This window comes from Streptomyces sp. B1866 (assembly GCF_031932565.1).
In the GTDB taxonomy this organism is placed as follows: domain Bacteria; phylum Actinomycetota; class Actinomycetes; order Streptomycetales; family Streptomycetaceae; genus Streptomyces.
The window spans coordinates 55,510-73,032 of record NZ_JAVSCF010000006.1; the positions used below are offsets into that span (position 1 = coordinate 55,510).

Annotated in this window: 11 protein-coding genes, 3 tRNA genes and 1 pseudogene; 7 read left to right on the top strand and 8 right to left on the bottom strand. The window is 74.4% G+C overall.

Features of this window, described 5'->3' with window-relative positions; translation table 11 throughout:
- Positions 1-387: 387 nt before the first annotated feature.
- Both RKE29_RS02210 and xerC read left to right on the top strand, forming a co-directional pair.
- A complete protein-coding gene (locus tag RKE29_RS02210; protein WP_312003274.1) occupies positions 388-1,053 on the top strand; it encodes a hypothetical protein in 666 nt (221 codons plus the stop codon).
- Positions 1,050-2,621, top strand: coding sequence for a tyrosine-type recombinase/integrase (gene xerC / locus RKE29_RS02215; RefSeq protein ID WP_312003275.1), 1,572 nt, complete (start codon positions 1,050-1,052; stop codon positions 2,619-2,621). The genes RKE29_RS02210 and xerC overlap by 4 nt, the downstream gene beginning before the upstream one ends.
- Positions 2,622-2,692: 71 nt before the next feature.
- Here xerC and RKE29_RS02220 read toward each other — a convergent pair.
- From RKE29_RS02220 to RKE29_RS02230, 3 genes are all read right to left on the bottom strand, one after another.
- Positions 2,693-2,769, bottom strand: a tRNA-Ile gene (locus RKE29_RS02220).
- A gap of 165 nt (positions 2,770-2,934) precedes the next feature.
- Positions 2,935-3,007: transfer RNA gene (locus RKE29_RS02225), tRNA-Asn, on the bottom strand.
- Positions 3,008-3,012: 5 nt separating this feature from the next.
- Positions 3,013-3,085: transfer RNA gene (locus RKE29_RS02230), tRNA-Asn, on the bottom strand.
- A gap of 238 nt (positions 3,086-3,323) precedes the next feature.
- On the opposite strand from RKE29_RS02230, the gene RKE29_RS02235 reads away from it, so the two are divergent.
- Positions 3,324-3,560: a YtxH domain-containing protein gene (locus RKE29_RS02235; protein WP_312003276.1), complete on the top strand. Its 237-nt coding sequence runs from the start codon at positions 3,324-3,326 to the stop codon at positions 3,558-3,560.
- 93 nt (positions 3,561-3,653) lie between these two features.
- Positions 3,654-5,093 (top strand): annotated as a pseudogene (locus tag RKE29_RS02240) (FGGY family carbohydrate kinase); the annotation flags it as partial.
- Between the two features lie 898 nt (positions 5,094-5,991).
- Here RKE29_RS02240 and RKE29_RS02245 read toward each other — a convergent pair.
- The 5 genes from RKE29_RS02245 to RKE29_RS02265 form a co-directional block, all read right to left on the bottom strand.
- The gene (locus RKE29_RS02245) at positions 5,992-7,245 is read right to left on the bottom strand and encodes a sigma-70 family RNA polymerase sigma factor (RefSeq protein ID WP_312003277.1); all 1,254 of its coding nucleotides are present in this window, start codon (positions 7,243-7,245) and stop codon (positions 5,992-5,994) included.
- Positions 7,246-7,455: 210 nt separating this feature from the next.
- Complete coding sequence (dnaG, locus tag RKE29_RS02250; RefSeq protein WP_312003278.1) at positions 7,456-9,405, bottom strand: DNA primase; 1,950 nt, start codon at positions 9,403-9,405, stop codon at positions 7,456-7,458.
- A 9-nt stretch (positions 9,406-9,414) separates the two neighbouring features.
- Complete coding sequence (locus tag RKE29_RS02255; protein WP_312003279.1) at positions 9,415-10,698, bottom strand: FAD-dependent oxidoreductase; 1,284 nt, start codon at positions 10,696-10,698, stop codon at positions 9,415-9,417.
- Positions 10,699-10,810: 112 nt separating this feature from the next.
- Complete coding sequence (locus tag RKE29_RS02260) at positions 10,811-12,262, bottom strand: deoxyguanosinetriphosphate triphosphohydrolase (RefSeq protein WP_312003280.1); 1,452 nt, start codon at positions 12,260-12,262, stop codon at positions 10,811-10,813.
- Complete coding sequence (locus RKE29_RS02265; protein WP_312003281.1) at positions 12,259-13,281, bottom strand: sirohydrochlorin chelatase; 1,023 nt, start codon at positions 13,279-13,281, stop codon at positions 12,259-12,261. The genes RKE29_RS02260 and RKE29_RS02265 overlap by 4 nt, the downstream gene beginning before the upstream one ends.
- Before the next feature lie 160 nt (positions 13,282-13,441).
- On the opposite strand from RKE29_RS02265, the gene RKE29_RS02270 reads away from it, so the two are divergent.
- The 3 genes from RKE29_RS02270 to RKE29_RS02280 form a co-directional block, all read left to right on the top strand.
- Positions 13,442-15,739 (top strand): molybdopterin oxidoreductase family protein, encoded by a 2,298-nt coding sequence (locus RKE29_RS02270; protein WP_312003282.1) that lies wholly within the window; start codon positions 13,442-13,444, stop codon positions 15,737-15,739.
- 46 nt (positions 15,740-15,785) lie between these two features.
- Complete coding sequence (locus tag RKE29_RS02275; RefSeq protein ID WP_312003283.1) at positions 15,786-16,163, top strand: cupin domain-containing protein; 378 nt, start codon at positions 15,786-15,788, stop codon at positions 16,161-16,163.
- Between the two features lie 218 nt (positions 16,164-16,381).
- Positions 16,382-17,523 (top strand): ATP-binding protein (locus tag RKE29_RS02280; RefSeq protein ID WP_312003284.1); only part of this gene is annotated, 1,142 nt, incomplete at its 3' end.

Sequence of the window (17,523 nt, forward strand, 5' to 3'; positions counted from 1 at the left end):
GGCCAACATCCAAGACTCGGCGACACTCGGCGACACTCGGCGTCCCTAGAAGTTCTTCAACGTTCTTCAACGTTCTTCAACGTTCCTCTTCGTTCCTCGTCGTTCCTCTCAGTACGGGTCTGACCTGCTATTTCTATCGATGCGTGATTCACGCCACAGCCCACTCGACGCCACCGGGCAGCTCAACGCGGAGCCACCCAGCGAAGACGATCACGGCGCCAGAGTGGCTAGGCAACGGCAAGCAACGGCAGGCAACGGCAGGCAACGGCAGGCAACCAGGACATCGATGGTTCACCACTAGCTACTACCTCTGAGCTACCTACGCCTTACCTTTCAGGTACCAAGCACCGCTTGCCGATGCCTTGCCGATCGGGCAAGGTGGACCCCGTGAGTGAACTGGTAGAGCTGCCACCCGACTGGCATGCAACCGCGTGGCCAGCAGGATGGGACTTCGACAAGGACGAGGATCCCAACCCGGACCTCAAGCGCTTCGGATACGTCCTGCTGCCCGCAATGTTCCATGTCGTAATCCAATTCCCGGAACTACTCGACGGGAAGAGCATCGAAGACATTGACGAAGAGGCAAGATCTCTTATAATCACTTTCGAAGTAATCGAGAACAACCTAATCATCCGAGAAATGTATGGGGTTGGAATCGATATCTCGGAATGGATAAGCCATGTGATCGAGCGCTTCCCTCCTGAGAAGTGGAAGCCTCTCGCAGTCTCGGAAATGACCCAATTCCTTGCTTTCAACGAGAAGCGAAAGCGTCCAGCAACCGCCTCCTCAACCGCCTATAATCGAACAACCGATCAGACGCAGGGGGAACGCCGAGCCCCCGGAAGACGTGGCGGAGGGAAAAGATTCCGCATCACCCCAGAACATCTAGATGAGGTAGCTAGGATCTACCTGGAATCTGCAAACAACGGCCTACCGCCGACTCGGGCCGTCCAGGAACATTTCGGGGTAGCACATTCGACTGCGGCAAAATGGGTTAGCGCAGCTCGCCAGACCGGAACCCTGCCACCTGTTAGTCATAAAGGAACGAAATGAAGGGTTCGACGTATCGCCGTTGTTACTGCCGCAGCGAGGATGGTAAGCCGCTCGGCAAGGCGTGCCCGCAGCTCTCCAGCCGCCGCCACGGCGTGTACGCCCTCCGCCAGGAGCTGCCCGCCCGCGAGGACGGCACACGCCGCTCGTTCTCCCGGGCCGGGTACGCCACGGCCAAGGAGGCCCAGGACGACCTCGACAAGGTCCGCGCCCTGCTGGCGCTCCCGGACGGCGACGACGCGGACGGGCAAGTCCGTATCGGGGACCTGCTGGAGAAGGTGTCGAAGGACAAGAAGGCCCCGCTGCCGGACTTCGAGCAGACCCGCCGCCGCTTCCGCGCCGGACAGTCCCTCACCACCACCATGACGGTCGGGGACTGGCTGGAGGAATGGTGGGAGGGCAAGCGGAAGCGGAAGACGACACTGAACGGCTACGAGTCCCATATACGCGTCCACCTCAAGCCCCGGATCGGGCACCTGGCTTTGGACCGGCTGAACGTCGGCCACCTGGTGGAGATGTTCGACGCGATCGCCGATGAGAACGAGGCGATCGAGGCCGAGAACGCCGAGCGGCGCGAGCAGCAGATACGGGCGACGTGGGGAAAGCGGTCCCGGCCGCCGGAGGCGGATTCGGCCCGGCTCGCGGCGGAGCGGGCGAAGCTCGCGGAGATGAAGCCGTACCGCCGTGTTACGGGGCCGGCGACCCAGCAGCGGATACGGGCGACGCTGCGCGCGGCGCTGAACAGCGCGATATCCCAGCAGCTCCTGACGTTCAACCCTGCCGCGCACGTCGAATTGGCCTCGGGCAAGCGGCCGAAAGCCGTGCTGTGGACGGATGAGCATGTGGCCCGGTGGCAGGAGACCGGGCAGACGCCTTCCGCCGTGATGGTGTGGACGCCGGCTCAGGTGGGCCGGTTCCTGGACCACGCGGAGGTAGACCGGCTGTACGCGCTGTTCCACCTGATCGCGTTCCGGGGGCTGCGCCGCGGTGAGGCGGTGGGCCAGGCGTGGGCGGACGTCGACCTGGACAACCGTCTCCTGCGGGTGTCGAAGACGATCGTGCAGGACGGTTGGACCCCGGTGGAGAGCAAGCCGAAGACGGAGGACAGCGAGGCCGTGATCGGCCTGGGGCCGCAGACGGCGCGGGTCCTGCGGGCGCACCGCGCCTATCAGGTCGCCGAGCGGGCGAAGCGGATCGAGGACGGTCTGCCGTGGACGGACACGGGCAAGGTCTTCGTCCAGGAGGACGGGACGTGGCTGCACCCGGAGAAGGTCTCCGACGTCTTCCGCCGGCTGTGCCGCCAGGCGGGTCTGCCGCCGATCAATCTGCGTGATCTACGGCACGTGGCGGCGACGCTGATCCATGCGGGCGGTGGTGACATCCACACCATCAAGGAGACGCTGCGGCACGGGACGATCCAACTGGCGTCGGACACGTACACCAGCCTCCTCCCCCAGGTCGACCAGGAGGCGGCGAAGAACGCTGAGGCGCAGGTCCCCCGTACCCGGCGAGGAGGACCCGGCAGCACGCCCGCTCACGCATCGCTCACGCAGGACCCCGCCAACCGGTGACTGCCCCCTCGTGGTCTAAACCTGTTCGGACGCTTGTGGCCAGGTGAGAACGTTTTTCCCAGGGGTGCCGGTGGTGGGGCGGGTGGGACTCGAACCCACGGCCGACGGATTATGAGTCCGCTGCTCTAACCGGCTGAGCTACCGCCCCGTAACGGCGCGTCGCGCGCACCTGTGCGCGCCGTCTGCCGCAGCATAGCCGCTCATACGATCTGTCGCCGCCGAGGGTCGGTGACGCCTGCCCGCGGGCCCCGGCCACCGGGTGAGCGGTCCGCCGAGGGCATGAAAAAGGACCCCGAAGGGTCCCTTCCCGCTGCTCCCCCGACTGGACTCGAACCAGTAACCCTTCGGTTAACAGCCGAATGCTCTGCCAATTGAGCTACAGGGGACCGAGCTCCCCCGACTGGACTCGAACCAGTAACCTGCCGGTTAACAGCCGGCTGCTCTGCCAATTGAGCTACGGAGGATCGCTTCGTCTGCTCCGGTCGCGTGCCCCTGCGGCCTGGCGGGCCCGGGCGGCGCGCGGCCGTCGCGGTCCATACATTAGCGCAAGCAGGGGGGTGCTCCGCCAATCGGTATCGTCCCACGGGGCCTACGGGTGACCTGCGGGTGAACCCTCGCAAGTCCGGGTAGGCGCAAGCCGACACCGGGCGTGGTGCGCGGTGTACGGACCGGATCGGACCGGATGACAAGGAGGGCAGGGCGATGCGCTACCGGCTGACGTTCATCTCGGGGGTGGCTGTCGGGTACGTGCTCGGCGCCCGGGCCGGGCAGGAGCGATACGAGCAGCTGCGCAAGAGCGCGCGGCAGATCGCCCAGAACCCGGCCGTCCGCAACACCGCCGAGTCCGCCGCGCGGACCGGGCGGCAGACCGCCGAGAAGGCGCTCGGCAAGGTGCGGGAGCTGCGTCGACGCGAGGACTGGGGGGCGGACGCCACCTGACCCCTGCCCGGCCCGGGCCGCACGGCCCGGGGGAGGTCGCCGCCGCCGCGTCGGCGCCGGTCGGGGCGGCGCCGATAGGGCATCATCGGGGGCATGGGGATAGTCGCCGGACTCGACAGCTCCGCCGAGGGCACGCGCATCGTCGTCTGCGAGGCGGCCACCGGTGCCGTGCTCCGGCAGGGCTACGCGCCGCACCCGGCCGCCGGCGGCGCCGCCGGCGGCGACGTCGACCCGCAGAACTGGCTGCTGTCGCTCGGTGAGGCGGCCGAGGGCGGGGTGCTGGAGGGCGTGCGGGCCATCGGGGTGTCCGCGCAGCCGCACGGGCTGCTGGCCCTCGACGCGGGCGGCGTGCTCGTACGGCCCGCCCTGGTCGGCAACGACAAGCGGGCGCAGTCCGCCGCCGCCGACCTCGTGGACGCGCTCGGCGGCCGTGCCGCGTGGGCGCAGGCCGTCGGGTCCGTGCCGCACGCCGGGCTGCCCGTGGCCAGGCTGCGGTGGCTCGCGCGCACCGAGCCGGAGTCGGCGCGGCGCGCGGCCGACCTGATGCAGCCGCACGACTGGCTGGTGTGGCAGCTCCTCGGGCGGCCCGAGCGGCGCACGACCGACCGGGGCGCGGCGTCCGGCACCGGCTACTGGTCGGCGGCGACCGGCGCCTACCGCCCGGACCTGGTGGAGCTGGCGCTCGGCCGCGAGGCCAGGCTGCCGGACGTGCTGGGCCCGGCCGAGCCCGCCGGGCACACGCCCGAGGGCCTGCTGATCTCGGCCGGCACGGGCGAGACCATGGCCGCCGCCCTGGGGCTCGGCGTGTCGACCGGCGACGCGGTGGTGTCGCTGGGCGCCTCCGGGTCGATCTTCTCGGTGCACGGCGAGGCGCTGGCCGACGACACGGGCACCATCACCTCGTACGCCGACGCCACCGGCAGGCACCTGCCCGTGGTGCACACGCTCAACGCCGTACGGACCCTGCGCGGCGCGGCCGAGCTGCTGGGCCGCGACCTGGACGGGCTCTCCGCGCTCGCCCTGGAGTCCACGCCCGGCTCCTACGGCCTGGTGCTGCTGCCCTACCTGGAGGGCGAGCGCACCCCGCACCTGCCGCACACGGCGGGCACGCTGGCCGGGCTGCGGCGCGAGAGCATGAAGCCCGAGCACCTGGCGCGCGCCGCCGTCGAGGGCATGCTGTGCGGGCTCGCGGACGCGCTGGACGTGCTGCGCTGGCGCGGCGTCGCCGTGCGGCGGGTGTTCCTGCTGGGGGCCGCCGCGTCGCTGCCCGCGGTGCGGGCCATGGCACCGGCCCTGTTCGGCGTGCCGGTGGTGGTGCCGGAGCCCGCCGACTACGCCGCGCTGGGCGCCGCCCGGCAGGCGGCGTGGGCGCTGGGGGTCTCGGAAGGGACCCTCTCCCCGGACGAGCCGCCGTCGTGGCCCGCCGCCGCCGGGCAGGTCTTCGAGGCCGCTGAGGAGGACCTGGCGGTGGGCCGGGCCGTACGGCAGCAGTTCGAGGCGGTGCGCGAGGAGACCCACCCGGGGGCGTTCGACGCGGTACGGGCCGGGGGTGCGGGTCGTGGCGGCGGCGGAGGGCTGGGCGGGCTGTCCGGTGCGGTCGGCTCTCTTGGTGAAGGCGGCTCTCTTGGTGAAGGCGGTTCGCTCGGTGGGGGCGGTCCGCTCGGTGGAAGTGGATCGCTCGGGGCGGGCGGATCGCTCGGTGAGGGTGGTCCGTCCGGTGAGGGTGGTCCGTCCGGTGGCGACGCGGCGCCTGGTCACGGGGGCTCGCTCGGGGCGGGTGGCGGCCTCTCCGGTGGGGACGGCTCGCCCGGGGCGGGCGGACCGTCCGGTGAAGGCGGCTCGCTCGGGGTCGGCGGGCTGCCTGGTGAGGGGGGCGGCTTCCCGGACGGGCCGGGCACTGGCGGCCCGGACAGCGGGAGCCCGGATGACAGCAGGGGCCCGGATACCGGCGGCTCTCCGGCCGGCGGTGCCGACGCCGGACCCGGTGCGCCGGGCTCCGCCGGGGAGACCGAAGGCGGGAGCCTCGCGGGCGGTCCGGTCACGGGCGGCTCCGGGGACGGCTCCGTCCAGAATGCGGACGCCGGGCCCACGGGCAGCTGATCGGACGGCGGCACCCTCGTAGCTCAACGTAGTCATGGCATCACCGTAGGGCACGCCACTGACAACGCCCCACCGCCGTCCAGGAGATCGCGGTGGCGCTGAAGGCTGTCCCGTAACCCCCGGCGGGCTCCCGACGCCGGCTACGGCCACTCGCGGCGTTGGCGAAACATCCGAACAGAACCACTATTCGGGCGCATCGCCGCCTTGCGATTGACCGCATCTGACGCCGCTCGCTGAACCACCACTCGCTGAACCACCAGGGGATTGCGGGACAGCCTTTAGTCGAGGTNACCACCACTCGCTGAACCACCAGGGGATTGCGGGACAGCCTTTAGTCGAGGTAGCCGTGCAGCTGCTCGGCGCACGCGTGGTCGCGCAGCTTGTCCAGCGTCTTGGACTCGATCTGGCGGATCCGCTCGCGCGTGACCCCGAAGATCCGGCCGATCTCCTCCAGCGTCCGCGGTCGGCCGTCGACCAGGCCGTAGCGCAGCTGCACCACCTTGCGGTCCCGCTCCCCGAGCGTGGACAGCACCGCCTCCAGGTGCTCGCGCAGCAGCAGGAAGGCCGCCGACTCCATGGGCGAGGCGGCGTCGCCGTCCTCGATGAGGTCGCCGAGGGCGATGTCGTCCTCCTCGCCGACCGGCGCGTGCAGCGACACCGGCTCCTGGGCCAGCCGCAGCACCTCGGCGACCCGCTCCGGCGGCAGGCCGAGCAGGGCGGCGACCTCCTCGGGGGCGGGTTCGTAGCCGCGCTCCTGGAGCGTGCGGCGCTGGACGCGCAGCACCCGGTTGATCAGCTCGACGACGTGCACGGGGACCCGGATCGTACGGGCCTGGTCGGCCAGTGCCCGGGACATCGCCTGGCGGATCCACCAGGTCGCGTACGTGGAGAACTTGTAGCCCCGCGCGTAGTCGAACTTCTCCACGGCGCGGATCAGGCCGAGGTTGCCCTCCTGGACCAGGTCGAGCATGGTCAGGCCGCGGCCCACGTACCGCTTGGCCACCGAGACGACGAGGCGCAGGTTGGCCTCTATGAGGCGGCGCTTGGCCATCCGGCCCAGGATCACCAGCCGGTCGAGGTCCGAGGCGAGCTGGGAGTCGAGGTCCGGGGTGCTGCCCAGCTTCTCCTCGGCGAACAACCCGGCCTCGACCCGGCGGGCCAGCTCGACCTCCTCGGCTGCCGTGAGCAGCGGGATGCGGCCGATCTCGCGGAGGTACTGGCGGAACAGGTCCGAGGAGGGAGCGCCCGTGTCGGCGCGGGTGCGCGCCCGCTCGCCGTCGGCCTGCGCCGGGCCGTCCTCCGGCTCGTCCCGCTCCCCGGCGCTGGCCGACTCGTCCGGCCCTTCCGGCCCGTCCGGTTCCTCGGTTCTTCCCGGCTCCTCGCGTCCCGCCGCCCGGTCCACCGGAATGTCGCCTTCGTTCCTCTGGAAGCCCTGGCCGGGCACCCGGGCCGGGGCCTCCAGGGGGGCGAGGGCGACGTTCCGCCCGGGCGCCGTCGGCGCCGTGCCGGTGAGGGTCTTGGTCTGGGTCTGCACGAGGGCGGCCTCCAGGCTGGGCGCGCTTGGGACGGCAGGACGGCCGGGCACGGCAGCAGCGGCCGGGCCGCCGCCCGTCCCGTTCGTCGTGGGCGGATCCGCGGGGGCGGGCGGATCTGTCCAGCCGCGGCCGCCGCGCTCCGAAGACTCAGGCACCGCCCACCAGTGTGGGGTACGACACAGTCCTGCCACGAGGGGCGTGCGCGTACTTTTTGCCCCGGCCGGGGTCGGCGGGCCGGTGACGGCCCGGCCCGGGAGGGCTTACAGGGCCGCCGCGCCGATCGCGCGCAGCCGCTGCCCGTACTCCTCCAGCACCTTCAGCTCCTGCACCTGGAGCGCGGCGTGGCCGCCGGCGTCGGCGTGCGGGCCGAGGCGGTGCACGGCGGCGTGCAGGTCGCCGATCCTGCGGTTGACCGCCTGAAGGCGGACGGCGACGAGCCACTGGCCCGTGTAGTCGCCGTCCACCTCGCGCTGGCGGCGCCTGGGCAGGGCCAGCGGCTCGACCGCCAGCTCGGTGACGAGGGAGCGTATGCCGTCGTCCGGCGCGGCGTCGCGGACCCGGGCGAGGTAGTCGCCGTCCGCGTCCGTGGTGCCGCCCGCCTCGCTGATCGCAGTGCGCACCAGCGCGTACGGATCGGCGGTGAACTCGTCCACGCCGAAGGCGTCGAAGGCCGGGGAGACCAGGTGCGGGTGTTGCAGCGCGCACTTCAGCAGCTCGCGCTCGGCCTGGTGGGCGGGGCTGCGCAGGTCCAGGCGCGGGCCGCGCGGCGGACGCGGTCCGGCGCCGTCCGCACCCGGGCCGCCGGGGGCGGGCGCGTGCGGCCCGGGGCGGCCGCGTCCGGGGCCCGACGGCGCCGGTCCGCCGCTGTGGGCGGGGCGGGCGCGGGCCAGGGCGCGGACGCGCCGTACGACGGTGTCCTCCTCGGCCTTGCTGGTGATGCCGGCCATGCCGACGAGCCGGACCGCGTACCGGTCGCGCAGGGCCGGGTTCTTGATGGCGGCGACCACGGGCACGGCCGCCTCGACGGCGGCGACGCGGCCCTCGTCGGTGTCCAGGTTGTACCGGGAGACGATCGACCGCAGGGCGAAGGCGAACAGCGGGGTGCGGCTGTCGACCAGGGTGCGGACCGCCTCGTCGCCCTCGGCCAGGCGCAGCTCGCACGGGTCCATGCCGCGCGGGGTGATGGCGATGGAGGTCTCGGCGGCGAACTTCTGGTCGTCCTCGAAGGCGCGCAGCGCGGCCTTCTGCCCGGCCGCGTCGCCGTCGAAGGTGAAGACGACCTCGGCGGACGCGTTGTCCATCAGCAGCCGCCGCAGGATCTTGATGTGGTCGCCGCCGAAGGCGGTGCCGCAGGTGGCGATGGCGGTGGTGACCCCGGCGAGGTGGCAGGCCATGACGTCGGTGTAGCCCTCGACCACCACGGCGCGGCTGGTGCGGGCGATGTCCTTCTTGGCGAGGTCGACGCCGTACAGCACCTGGGACTTGCGGTAGAGCGGGGTCTCGGGAGTGTTGAGGTACTTCGGGCCGGTGTCGTCGTCGCGCAGCTTGCGGGCGCCGAAGCCGACGACCTCGCCGGTGATGTCGCGGATGGGCCACATGAGGCGGCCGCGGAAGCGGTCGATGGGGCCGCGGCGGCCGTCCTGGGCGAGGCCGGAGACGATCAGCTCGCGGTCGGTGAAGCCCTTGCCGCGCAGGTGGCGGACGAGGTGGTCCCAGCCGGCCGGGCTGTAGCCGACGCCGAAGTGCTCGGCGGCGGCCTGCTCGAAGCCGCGGGAGGCGAGGAACGCGCGGCCGATCTCGGCCTCGGGCCCCTGGAGCTGGTCGACGTAGAACTGCGCGGCGGCCCGGTGCGCCTCGACCAGGCGGATGCGCTCGCCCTGCGGGCGGCCGGTCGCGGAGCCGCCCTGCTCGTAGCGGAGCGTGATGCCGGCCTGGGCGGCCAGCCGCTCGATGGTCTCGGTGAAGGACAGGTGGTCGATCTTCATGACGAAGTCGACGACGTCGCCGCCCTGCTGGCAGCCGAAGCAGTAGTACAGCCCCTTGGCGGGGCTGACCTGGAAGGACGGCGACTTCTCGTCGTGGAAGGGGCACAGGCCCTTGAGGTTGCCACCGCCCGCGCCGCGGAGCTGGAGGTATTCGGAGACGACGGCGTCGATCGGGACGGTGTCCCGCACCGCCTTCACGTCGTCGTCGTTGATCCTTCCTGCCACGCCCGAATTCTACGGCCGGTCGCCGACAGCGCCGGTCAGCAGCGAGGTCAGCGGCACGGCCGGGTTGGCGAGGTCGTCGGGGTCGATGCGGGCGCGGGAGCGGATGAGCCGCTGGACGGGTCCGGCGACGTCCCACACGTTGACGTTCATGCCCGCCAGCAGGCGGCCCTCGCTGAGCCAGAAGGCGATGAACCGCCGCTTGCCGATGTCGCCGCGGCACACCACCTGGTCGTACGAGCCGGGGGGCGCGTAGCCGGAGTACTCCAGGCTGACGTCGTACTGGTCGGAGAAGAAGTAGGGCACGCGGTCGTGGACGACCCGCCTGCCGAGCATGGCGCGGGCGGCGTCGGGGCCGCCGTGCAGGGCGCTCGCCCAGTGGTCGACGCGCAGCCGGGTCCTCAGCAGCGGGTGCCAGGCCGCGGCGGCGTCCCCGGCGGCGAAGATGTCCGGGTCGGAGGTGCGCAGGGAGGCGTCGACGGCGATGCCGCCGCCCTCGGCGCGGTCCACCACGGCCAGGCCCGCGGCCTCGGCGAGGGCGGTGCGCGGGGCGGCGCCGATGGCGGCGAGCACGTCGTGCGCGGGGTACTCCTCGCCGTCGTCGGTGTGCGCGGCGAGCACCACGCCGTCCTGGCCGGAGATGCCGGTGAGCCGGGCGCCGAAGTGGAAGCGGACGCCGTGCTCGCGGTGCAGGTCGGCGAAGAGGGAGCCCAGCTCGGGGCCGAGCACCGGGTGCAGCGGGGTGGGTTCGGGTTCCACGACGGTGACCTCGGCGCCGTACCCGCGGGCGGCGGCGGCGACCTCCAGGCCGATCCAGCCGGCTCCGGCGATGACCAGGTGGCCGTTGTCGCGGCCGAGGGAGGCCAGGACGGCGCGCAGCCGCTCGGCGTGCGCGAGGCGGCGCAGGTGGTGCACGCCCGCCAGGTCGGTGCCGGGGACGTCCAGGCGGCGCGGCTCGGCGCCGGTGGCCAGCAGCAGCTTGTCGTAGGCCAGCCGGGTGCCGTCGCCCAGGCGCACCGCGCGGGCTGCGCGGTCGAGGTGGACGGCGGGCTGGCCGAGGTGCAGCTCGATGTCGGCCCGCGCGTACCACGCCGGTTCGTGGACGAAGAGGGTGTCGCGCCCGTCGCGGCCGGTGAGGAACCGCTTGGACAGCGGCGGCCGCTCGTAGGGGTGGTCGCGCTCGTCGCAGATCAGGATGACCCGGCCGGTGAAGCCCTCGGAGCGCAGGGCCTCGGCGGCGCTCGCCCCGGCCACGCCCCCTCCGACGATCACGAAAGTCTGGTGTGCGTCGACCACTTGTCTGCCTCCTATTCAGCCTAAGGGAGCGTCCCGCACGCCGGGGGGCGGCGGGAAGGGACCGTGCCGCGGTCACGCGTCGGCGGGGGTACGGGCGGCGCCGCGGCGGCGGTCACGGGTGGGTCGCCGGGCGCCGCGCGGTGAGCCGCGCGTGCAGGGAGCGGGCGGAGGCGTCGGTGAGGGACGCGATCTGGTCGACGACCGCGCGCAGCCGGGCCGCGTCGCCGCCGCCGGACGGGCCGCAGGCCTGCTCGTACAGCGCGCGGAACTGCGGGTCGAGGCCGTCGGGCGCGCGGGCGGCCAGCAGCTCGGCCAGCTCTGCGATGACCACGCGCTGCTCGGCGCGGAGTGCGGCCTGGTCCTCGCGCTGCATCACGTACCGGTCGGCGACGGCCTTCAGCACGGCGCACTCCAGGCGGGTGGCGCGCGGGACGACCAGCTCCGCGCGGTAGCGGGTGAGGCGGCCGCCGCCGTACGCCGCGCGGGTCGCGCCCTCGGCGGCGAGGCAGAAGCGGCCGATGAGCTGGCTGGTGGCGTCCTTCAGACGGGCCTGGGCGACGGCCGACCCGTCGTAGGCGTGCGGCCACCACTCCTGGGCCAGCAGCCGGTCCAGCGCCTCGGCCAGCTCGGCGGGGTCGGCGCCCGGCGCGTACCGCTCGGCGGCGACGGCGAACACCTCGCGCCGCTCGGGCCCGGCGCGCAGGGCGGCCGGGTCGAGGTGTCCGGCGTGCAGGCCGTCCTCCACGTCGTGCACCGAGTACGCCACGTCGTCGGACCAGTCCATGACCTGGGCCTCGAAGCAGGTGCGGTGGTCGGGCGCGCCGAGCCGGAACCACTCGAAGACGGGCAGGTCGTCGGCGTAGACCCCGTACTTGCGGCAGGCGGGGTCGGTGGGGTGCCCGCCGCGTGGCCACGGGTACTTGGTGGCGGCGTCCAGCGCGGCGCGGGTGAGGTTCAGGCCGACGCTCACCAGGGGGCCGGGCTCGCCGGCGGGCCGGCCCGCGTCCGGCGCGCGGGGGCCGGGGTCCGGCTCGCCGGGCCGGTCGGGGCGGTCGCCGCCGGGCCCGGCGGGCACGAACCGCTTGGGCTCCAGGCGGGTGAGCACCCTGAGCGACTGGGCGTTGCCCTCGAAGCCGCCGCACGGCTGCGCGATCTCGTCGAGCGCCTGCTCGCCGTTGTGCCCGAAGGGCGGGTGGCCCAGGTCGTGCGCCAGGCAGGCGGCCTCGGCCAGGTCCGGGTCGCAGCCGAGGGCGGCGCCGAGCTCCCGGCCGACCTGCGCGCACTCCAGGGAGTGGGTCAGGCGGGTGCGCGGCGTGGCGTCCCAGGGGCGGCGGGCCGCGCCGGACGGGCCGGCGGCCGCGTGTCCCGACCCGGACGGCTGGCCGGGGGCGACGACCTGGGTCTTGGCCGCGAGGCGCCGCAGCGCGGCGGAGTGCAGCACGCGCGCCCGGTCCCGCTGGAAGGCGGTGCGGCCCGGCCGCTTGTCGGGCTCGACCGCCCAGCGCTGGAGGTCGAGGACGTCATACGGGGCGTCGGGATCGGTTGGAGTCGTGCCAAACGTCATACACCGACGGTAACCGTCGGGTGTGACACCGGTGAGGACGCCAGGGCCGCCGCGGCCTCGTCGTAGCGGTGCAGCACCAGCCGGGCGACGGCCGGGTGGTCGCCGAGCGGGTCGGCCGCGAGCCCGGGGGCCGCCTCCCGGCACTGGGTCGCGAACAGGCCGGGGGCGGTGAAGTAGGAGGCCACCGCGATGTTCTCGCGGCCCGCGGCGCGCAGGGCGGCCACCGCCTCGGGCACGGTGGGCCGGGCGGCGGAGGCGTACCCGGGCAGCACCGGCACGCCGCCGAGGCGGGCGCTGAGCAGGGCGGCCGTGCGGGCGGTGTCCACGCCGGCGGCCGGGTCCCGGGAGCCGGCCGCCGCCAGCACCACTCCCGCCCCGCGCGGGGCGGCCGCCGGCCAGCCGGCCTCGGCGAGCCGGGTGGCCAGCGCCTCGGCGAGCAGCGGGTGCGGGCCGAGCGGTTCGGCGACCCGCGTGCGCAGGTGGGAGGCGGCGGCCGCGGCGTCCGGCAGGTCGCGCTTGACGTGGTAGCCGCGGCTGAGCAGCAGCGGTACGAGCACGGCCTCGCCGCGCAGGGCGGCGAGGGTGTCGGACAGCAGCGGATCGTTCAGCTCGACGTGGCCCAGGCGCACCGGCAGGGCGGGGCGCAGTTTGCGCACCCGCGCGAGCAGCGCGGTGACGGTGCGCAGCGCGCGCGGGTCGCGGCTTCCGTGGGCGACGGCGACGAGCGTCGGCGGCCGGTCCGCCAGGCCGCGGGGCAGGGGCGGCCGGGCCGTACGGGCGCGGGCGGCCGGACGGGCGGGCCGGGCCGGAGCGCCGGGCCGGGGGCCGCCCGGTGCGCTGCGCGGGGGGCCGTCGGGGGCGTCGCCCCGGGGTGCGCCGCTCAGGGGTGCGCCGCTCAGGGTGACGTGGCCGAGCAGCGTGCTCAGCTGGGCGGTGATCTGGGTCATGAGCTGCGCCGTACTGTCGAGGGAAGCGGGGCCTGGCGGGTCCTGGGGGCCGGTGGTGGGCGACGCCGTCATGACGAGAGCCTGGCAGGGGCGCGTTGCGCCCCCGTTGCACGGCCGTATCGCGTGGTTGCGCCAACTTCACGGCGGGCCGGAGCGCGCGCTGAGGGTCGCTTCCCGGGCGCGTAACACGCGCGGGAGCGCGACGTAACACGGCTGTAGCATCCTGGCGCCCATGCGCGAACCTTCCGGAGGCACCGTGCCGCCGCTGGCCCCGGCCGACCGTGCCGAGCCAGCCGCGAGCGTCGACACCCACTGTCCGTACTGCGCGCTCCAGTGCGGCATGGCGCTGCGCCCGGCGCCGGGCGGCGGCGTCGAGGTGGCGGAGCGGCCCGCGTTCCCCGTCAACCGCGGGGCGCTGTGCGGCAAGGGCCGCACCGCGCCCGAGCTGCTCGCCTCGGGCGTCCGGCTGACCGAGCCGCTGGTGCGCCGCAGACCCGGCGGCGAGCTGGAGCCGGCCGGCTGGGAGGAGGCCCTGGACCGGGTCGCGGAGGGCCTGCGGGGCACCGCCGCGGCGCACGGCCGGGACGCGGTGGGCGTCTTCGGCGGCGGCGGCCTGACGAACGAGAAGGCGTACGCGCTGGGCAAGTTCGCGCGCGTGGTGCTGGGCACCTCGCAGATCGACTACAACGGCCGTTTCTGCATGTCCTCGGCCGCCGCCGCCCACCAGCGCGCCTTCGGCCTGGACCGCGGCCTGCCGTTCCCGCTCGCGGACATCCCCCGGACGGGCTGCGTGATCCTCGTCGGCTCCAACCTGGCCGAGACCATGCCGCCCGCGCTGCGCTACCTGACGCGGCTGCGGGAGAACGGCGGCACGCTCATCGTGGTCGACCCGCGCCGCACCCGCACCGCCGAGCAGGCGGACCTGCACCTGGCCCCGCGGCCGGGCACCGACCTGGCCCTGGCGCTGGGCCTGCTGCACCTGGTGGTGGCCGACGGCCGGGTGGACGAGGAGTTCGTCGCCGAGCGCACGACCGGCTGGCCCGAGGCGCGGGCCGCCGCCATGGCGCACTGGCCGGAGCTGGTCGAGCGGATCACCGGCGTGCCGGTGCCCGCCCTGCGCGAGGCGGTGCGCATGTTCTGCGCGCCCGAGGACGCGATGGTGCTCACCGCGCGCGGCCCCGAGCAGCAGTCCAAGGGCACCGACACGGTCGGCGCGTGGATCAACCTGTGCCTGGCCACCGGCCGCGCGGGCCGCCCGCTGTCCGGCTACGGCTGCCTCACCGGCCAGGGCAACGGCCAGGGCGGCCGCGAGCACGGCCAGAAGGCCGACCAGCTGCCCGGCTACCGCAAGCTCGCCGACCCCGCGGCCCGCGCGCACGTCGCGGCCGTGTGGGGCGTGGACCCCGACTCGCTGCCCGCGCCCGGGCGCAGCGCGTACGAGCTGCTGGAGGCGCTCGGCGGGGACGTGCGCGCCCTGCTGCTGATGGGCTCCAACCCGGTGGTCTCCGCGCCCCGTGCGGCCCACATCGAGGAGCGGCTGCGGGCGCTGGACTTCCTGGCCGTCGCCGACGTGGTGCTCTCGGAGACGGCCGCGCTGGCCGACGTGGTGCTGCCGGTGACCCAGTGGGCCGAGGAGACCGGCACGATGACCAACCTGGAGGGCCGGGTGCTGCTGCGCCGCCAGTCCGTCCCGCCGCCGCCCGGGGTGCGCTCGGACCTGGCGGTGCTCAGCGGCCTGGCGGCCCGGTACGGCTGGGAGAAGGGGTTCCCCACCGACCCGGAGGAGGTGTTCGAGGAGCTGCGCCGCGCCTCGGCGGGCGGCCCCGCGGACTACTCGGGCATCACCTACCGACGCATCGAGCGGGAGAACGGCGTCTTCTGGCCGTGCCCGGCGGAGCAGGAGGGGGACAGCGGGGTCGGCGGGGACGGCCCGGGCCTGGGAGCCGGTACGGCCGCGCCCGCGCGGGCGGACGAAACGGTAGCCGGGCCCCTTATGGCCGACGCTCCCGGCGGGAACGGCGGAGTCGGCGGGAACGACGGGGGCGACGGGGAGCCCGAGGACACCGCGGGCGGCACCCGCCGCCTCTTCCTCGACCGCTTCGCCACCCCCGACGGCCGGGCCCGCTTCGTACCCGTCTCGCACCGCCCCGCCGCGGAGGAGCCGGACGCCGACTACCCGCTGCTGCTCACCACGGGCCGGGTGCTGTCGCAGTACCAGTCGGGCGCGCAGACCCGCCGCGTGGACGAGCTGAACCGGGCGGCGCCCGGCCCGTTCGTCCAGCTGCACCCGCTGCTCGCCGAGCGGCTGGGGGCCGCGGAGGGCGACCCGGTCGCGGTGGTCTCGCGCCGCGGGCGGGCCGTCGCGCCCGCGCGGATCACCCGCGACATCCGGCCGGACACGGTGTTCATGCCGTTCCACTGGGCGGGCGAGGGCCGCGCCAACTCGCTCACCAACCCCGCCCTCGACCCGACCTCGCGCATGCCGGAGTTCAAGGTCTGCGCGGTACGGGTCGAACGGGCCGCGCCGTAGACCGGCTGGCGTGGCGAGGCGGGCGGGCAGCGGTGAGGATTGACCCATGGACGACCTCACCGCGCTGGCCCGCCGCCATCTCGACCAGGCCCGCATCGACCCGCACGGCCGCAGTTCGCACCTGTTCCTGCGCGACGGGCCGCTGCGGCAGAGCGTCATCGCGCTGACGTCCGGCCAGGAGCTGGACGAGCACAACGCTCCCCCGGCCGCCAGCATCCAGGTGCTGCACGGGCACGTCCGGCTCACCGGCGCCTCCGGTGAGACCCAGGAGCTGATCGCAGGCCAGGTGCTGCCCATCCCGCACGAGCGGCACGGGCTGCGGGCGGTGGAGGACTCCGTGGTGCTGCTCACCGCCGTGACCGCCACCACCGACTGCCTGCTGGAGGCCGACCGGGAGGAGCGGGCCACCGCCGCGGCCCGGTGAGGCCGCCGGGCCTCCGGGGTACGGCCCGCGCGCCCCGTACGCGAACGGCTCCGGGTCCGGCGGGCCCGGCGGGCGGTGACCGGCCGCGCGCCGGGGTGCGCGCCGGCGCACGCCCATGGCGTGACAAGTGTGACAAGAGTCTGGCGCGACTACCGGACACGCCCGATCGGTAGGTCAGTAGTATCTGCCTCTCTCGGCCTGCCCGGCCGCGGGCCCGGATGGGGGTGGTCAAGGTGCTGTCGGCGACAGTCGCGACCGGAGTGGCCGCGGCCGCCCTGGCGGCGCTGACGGTGTGCCTGGCGTGGTGCGTCCGGCTGCGGCGCGCCGTCGCCGGAGAGCGCGCCGCGGCCGAGCGGCACCGCGCCGACGCCCGGCGGCAGCGGGCCCTGGCCGAGGAGCTGCGCGCCGCGGTGGCCGAGCGGGACGCGGAGGTGGCCCGGCTGGCGGCCGTACGCACCGAGCTGGACGAGGCGGCGCGGCGGGAGCGGCGGCTGCGGGACTCGGTGCAGGCGGCGTTCGAGTCCGTGGCCCGGAACATGCACGCGATGGCCGTGGTCCAGCAGCAGGTGCTCGACGGCCTCGGGCAGCGGCTGACCGACTCCGGTCTGATGGCCGAGGTGATGAAGGCCGACCACGCGGCCGCCCAGATGACGCGCAAGGCGCAGACGCTGCTGGTGATGTGCGGCATCTGGCCGGCGCGGCGGGAGACCGCGCCGGTGACCCTGTTCGACTGCGTGCGCGGCGCCCAGTCGCGGATCGTGGAGTTCGGCCGGGTGGAGGTGCACGGCGGGCAGACGCTGTACGTGGTGGCGCCCGCCGTCGAGGGGCTGATGCACGCCCTCGCCGAACTCCTGGAGAACGCCACGGTCTTCTCGCCCTCCCGTACGCGCGTGGTCGTCACGGTCCGCGAGGTCGCGGCGGGCGCGGTACTGGAGATCGACGACGCGGGGCTGGGCATGCCGCCCGACACGCTGGAGGAGGCCGCCGCGCAGCTGCGGGAGGGCCTGGACCTCGCGCGGCTCGGGGCGGTGCCGCGGCTGGGCCTGGCGTGCGTGGGGCGCTGGTCGCGCGAGCTGGGCTTCGGGGTGGAGCTGTCGGGCGCCTCGGCGTACGGCGGCACGCGCGTGGTGGTGTTCGTGCCGTACCGGCTGCTGACCGACCCGTCGATCGGGGCGCCGGTCGCCGCGGAACCGATCGCCGCCGCGGTCGGCGCGCCGCCGCTCACCGCCGTCGCGGGGGACGAGGCGGACGGCGGCGAGGCGGGCGCCGGGCTGCCGCGGCGGCGCAGCAGGCGCCGTACGGACCCGGTCGACCCGGTCGCGCCGGTCGACCCGTCGGCACCGGCTCCGGCGGCGCCGGC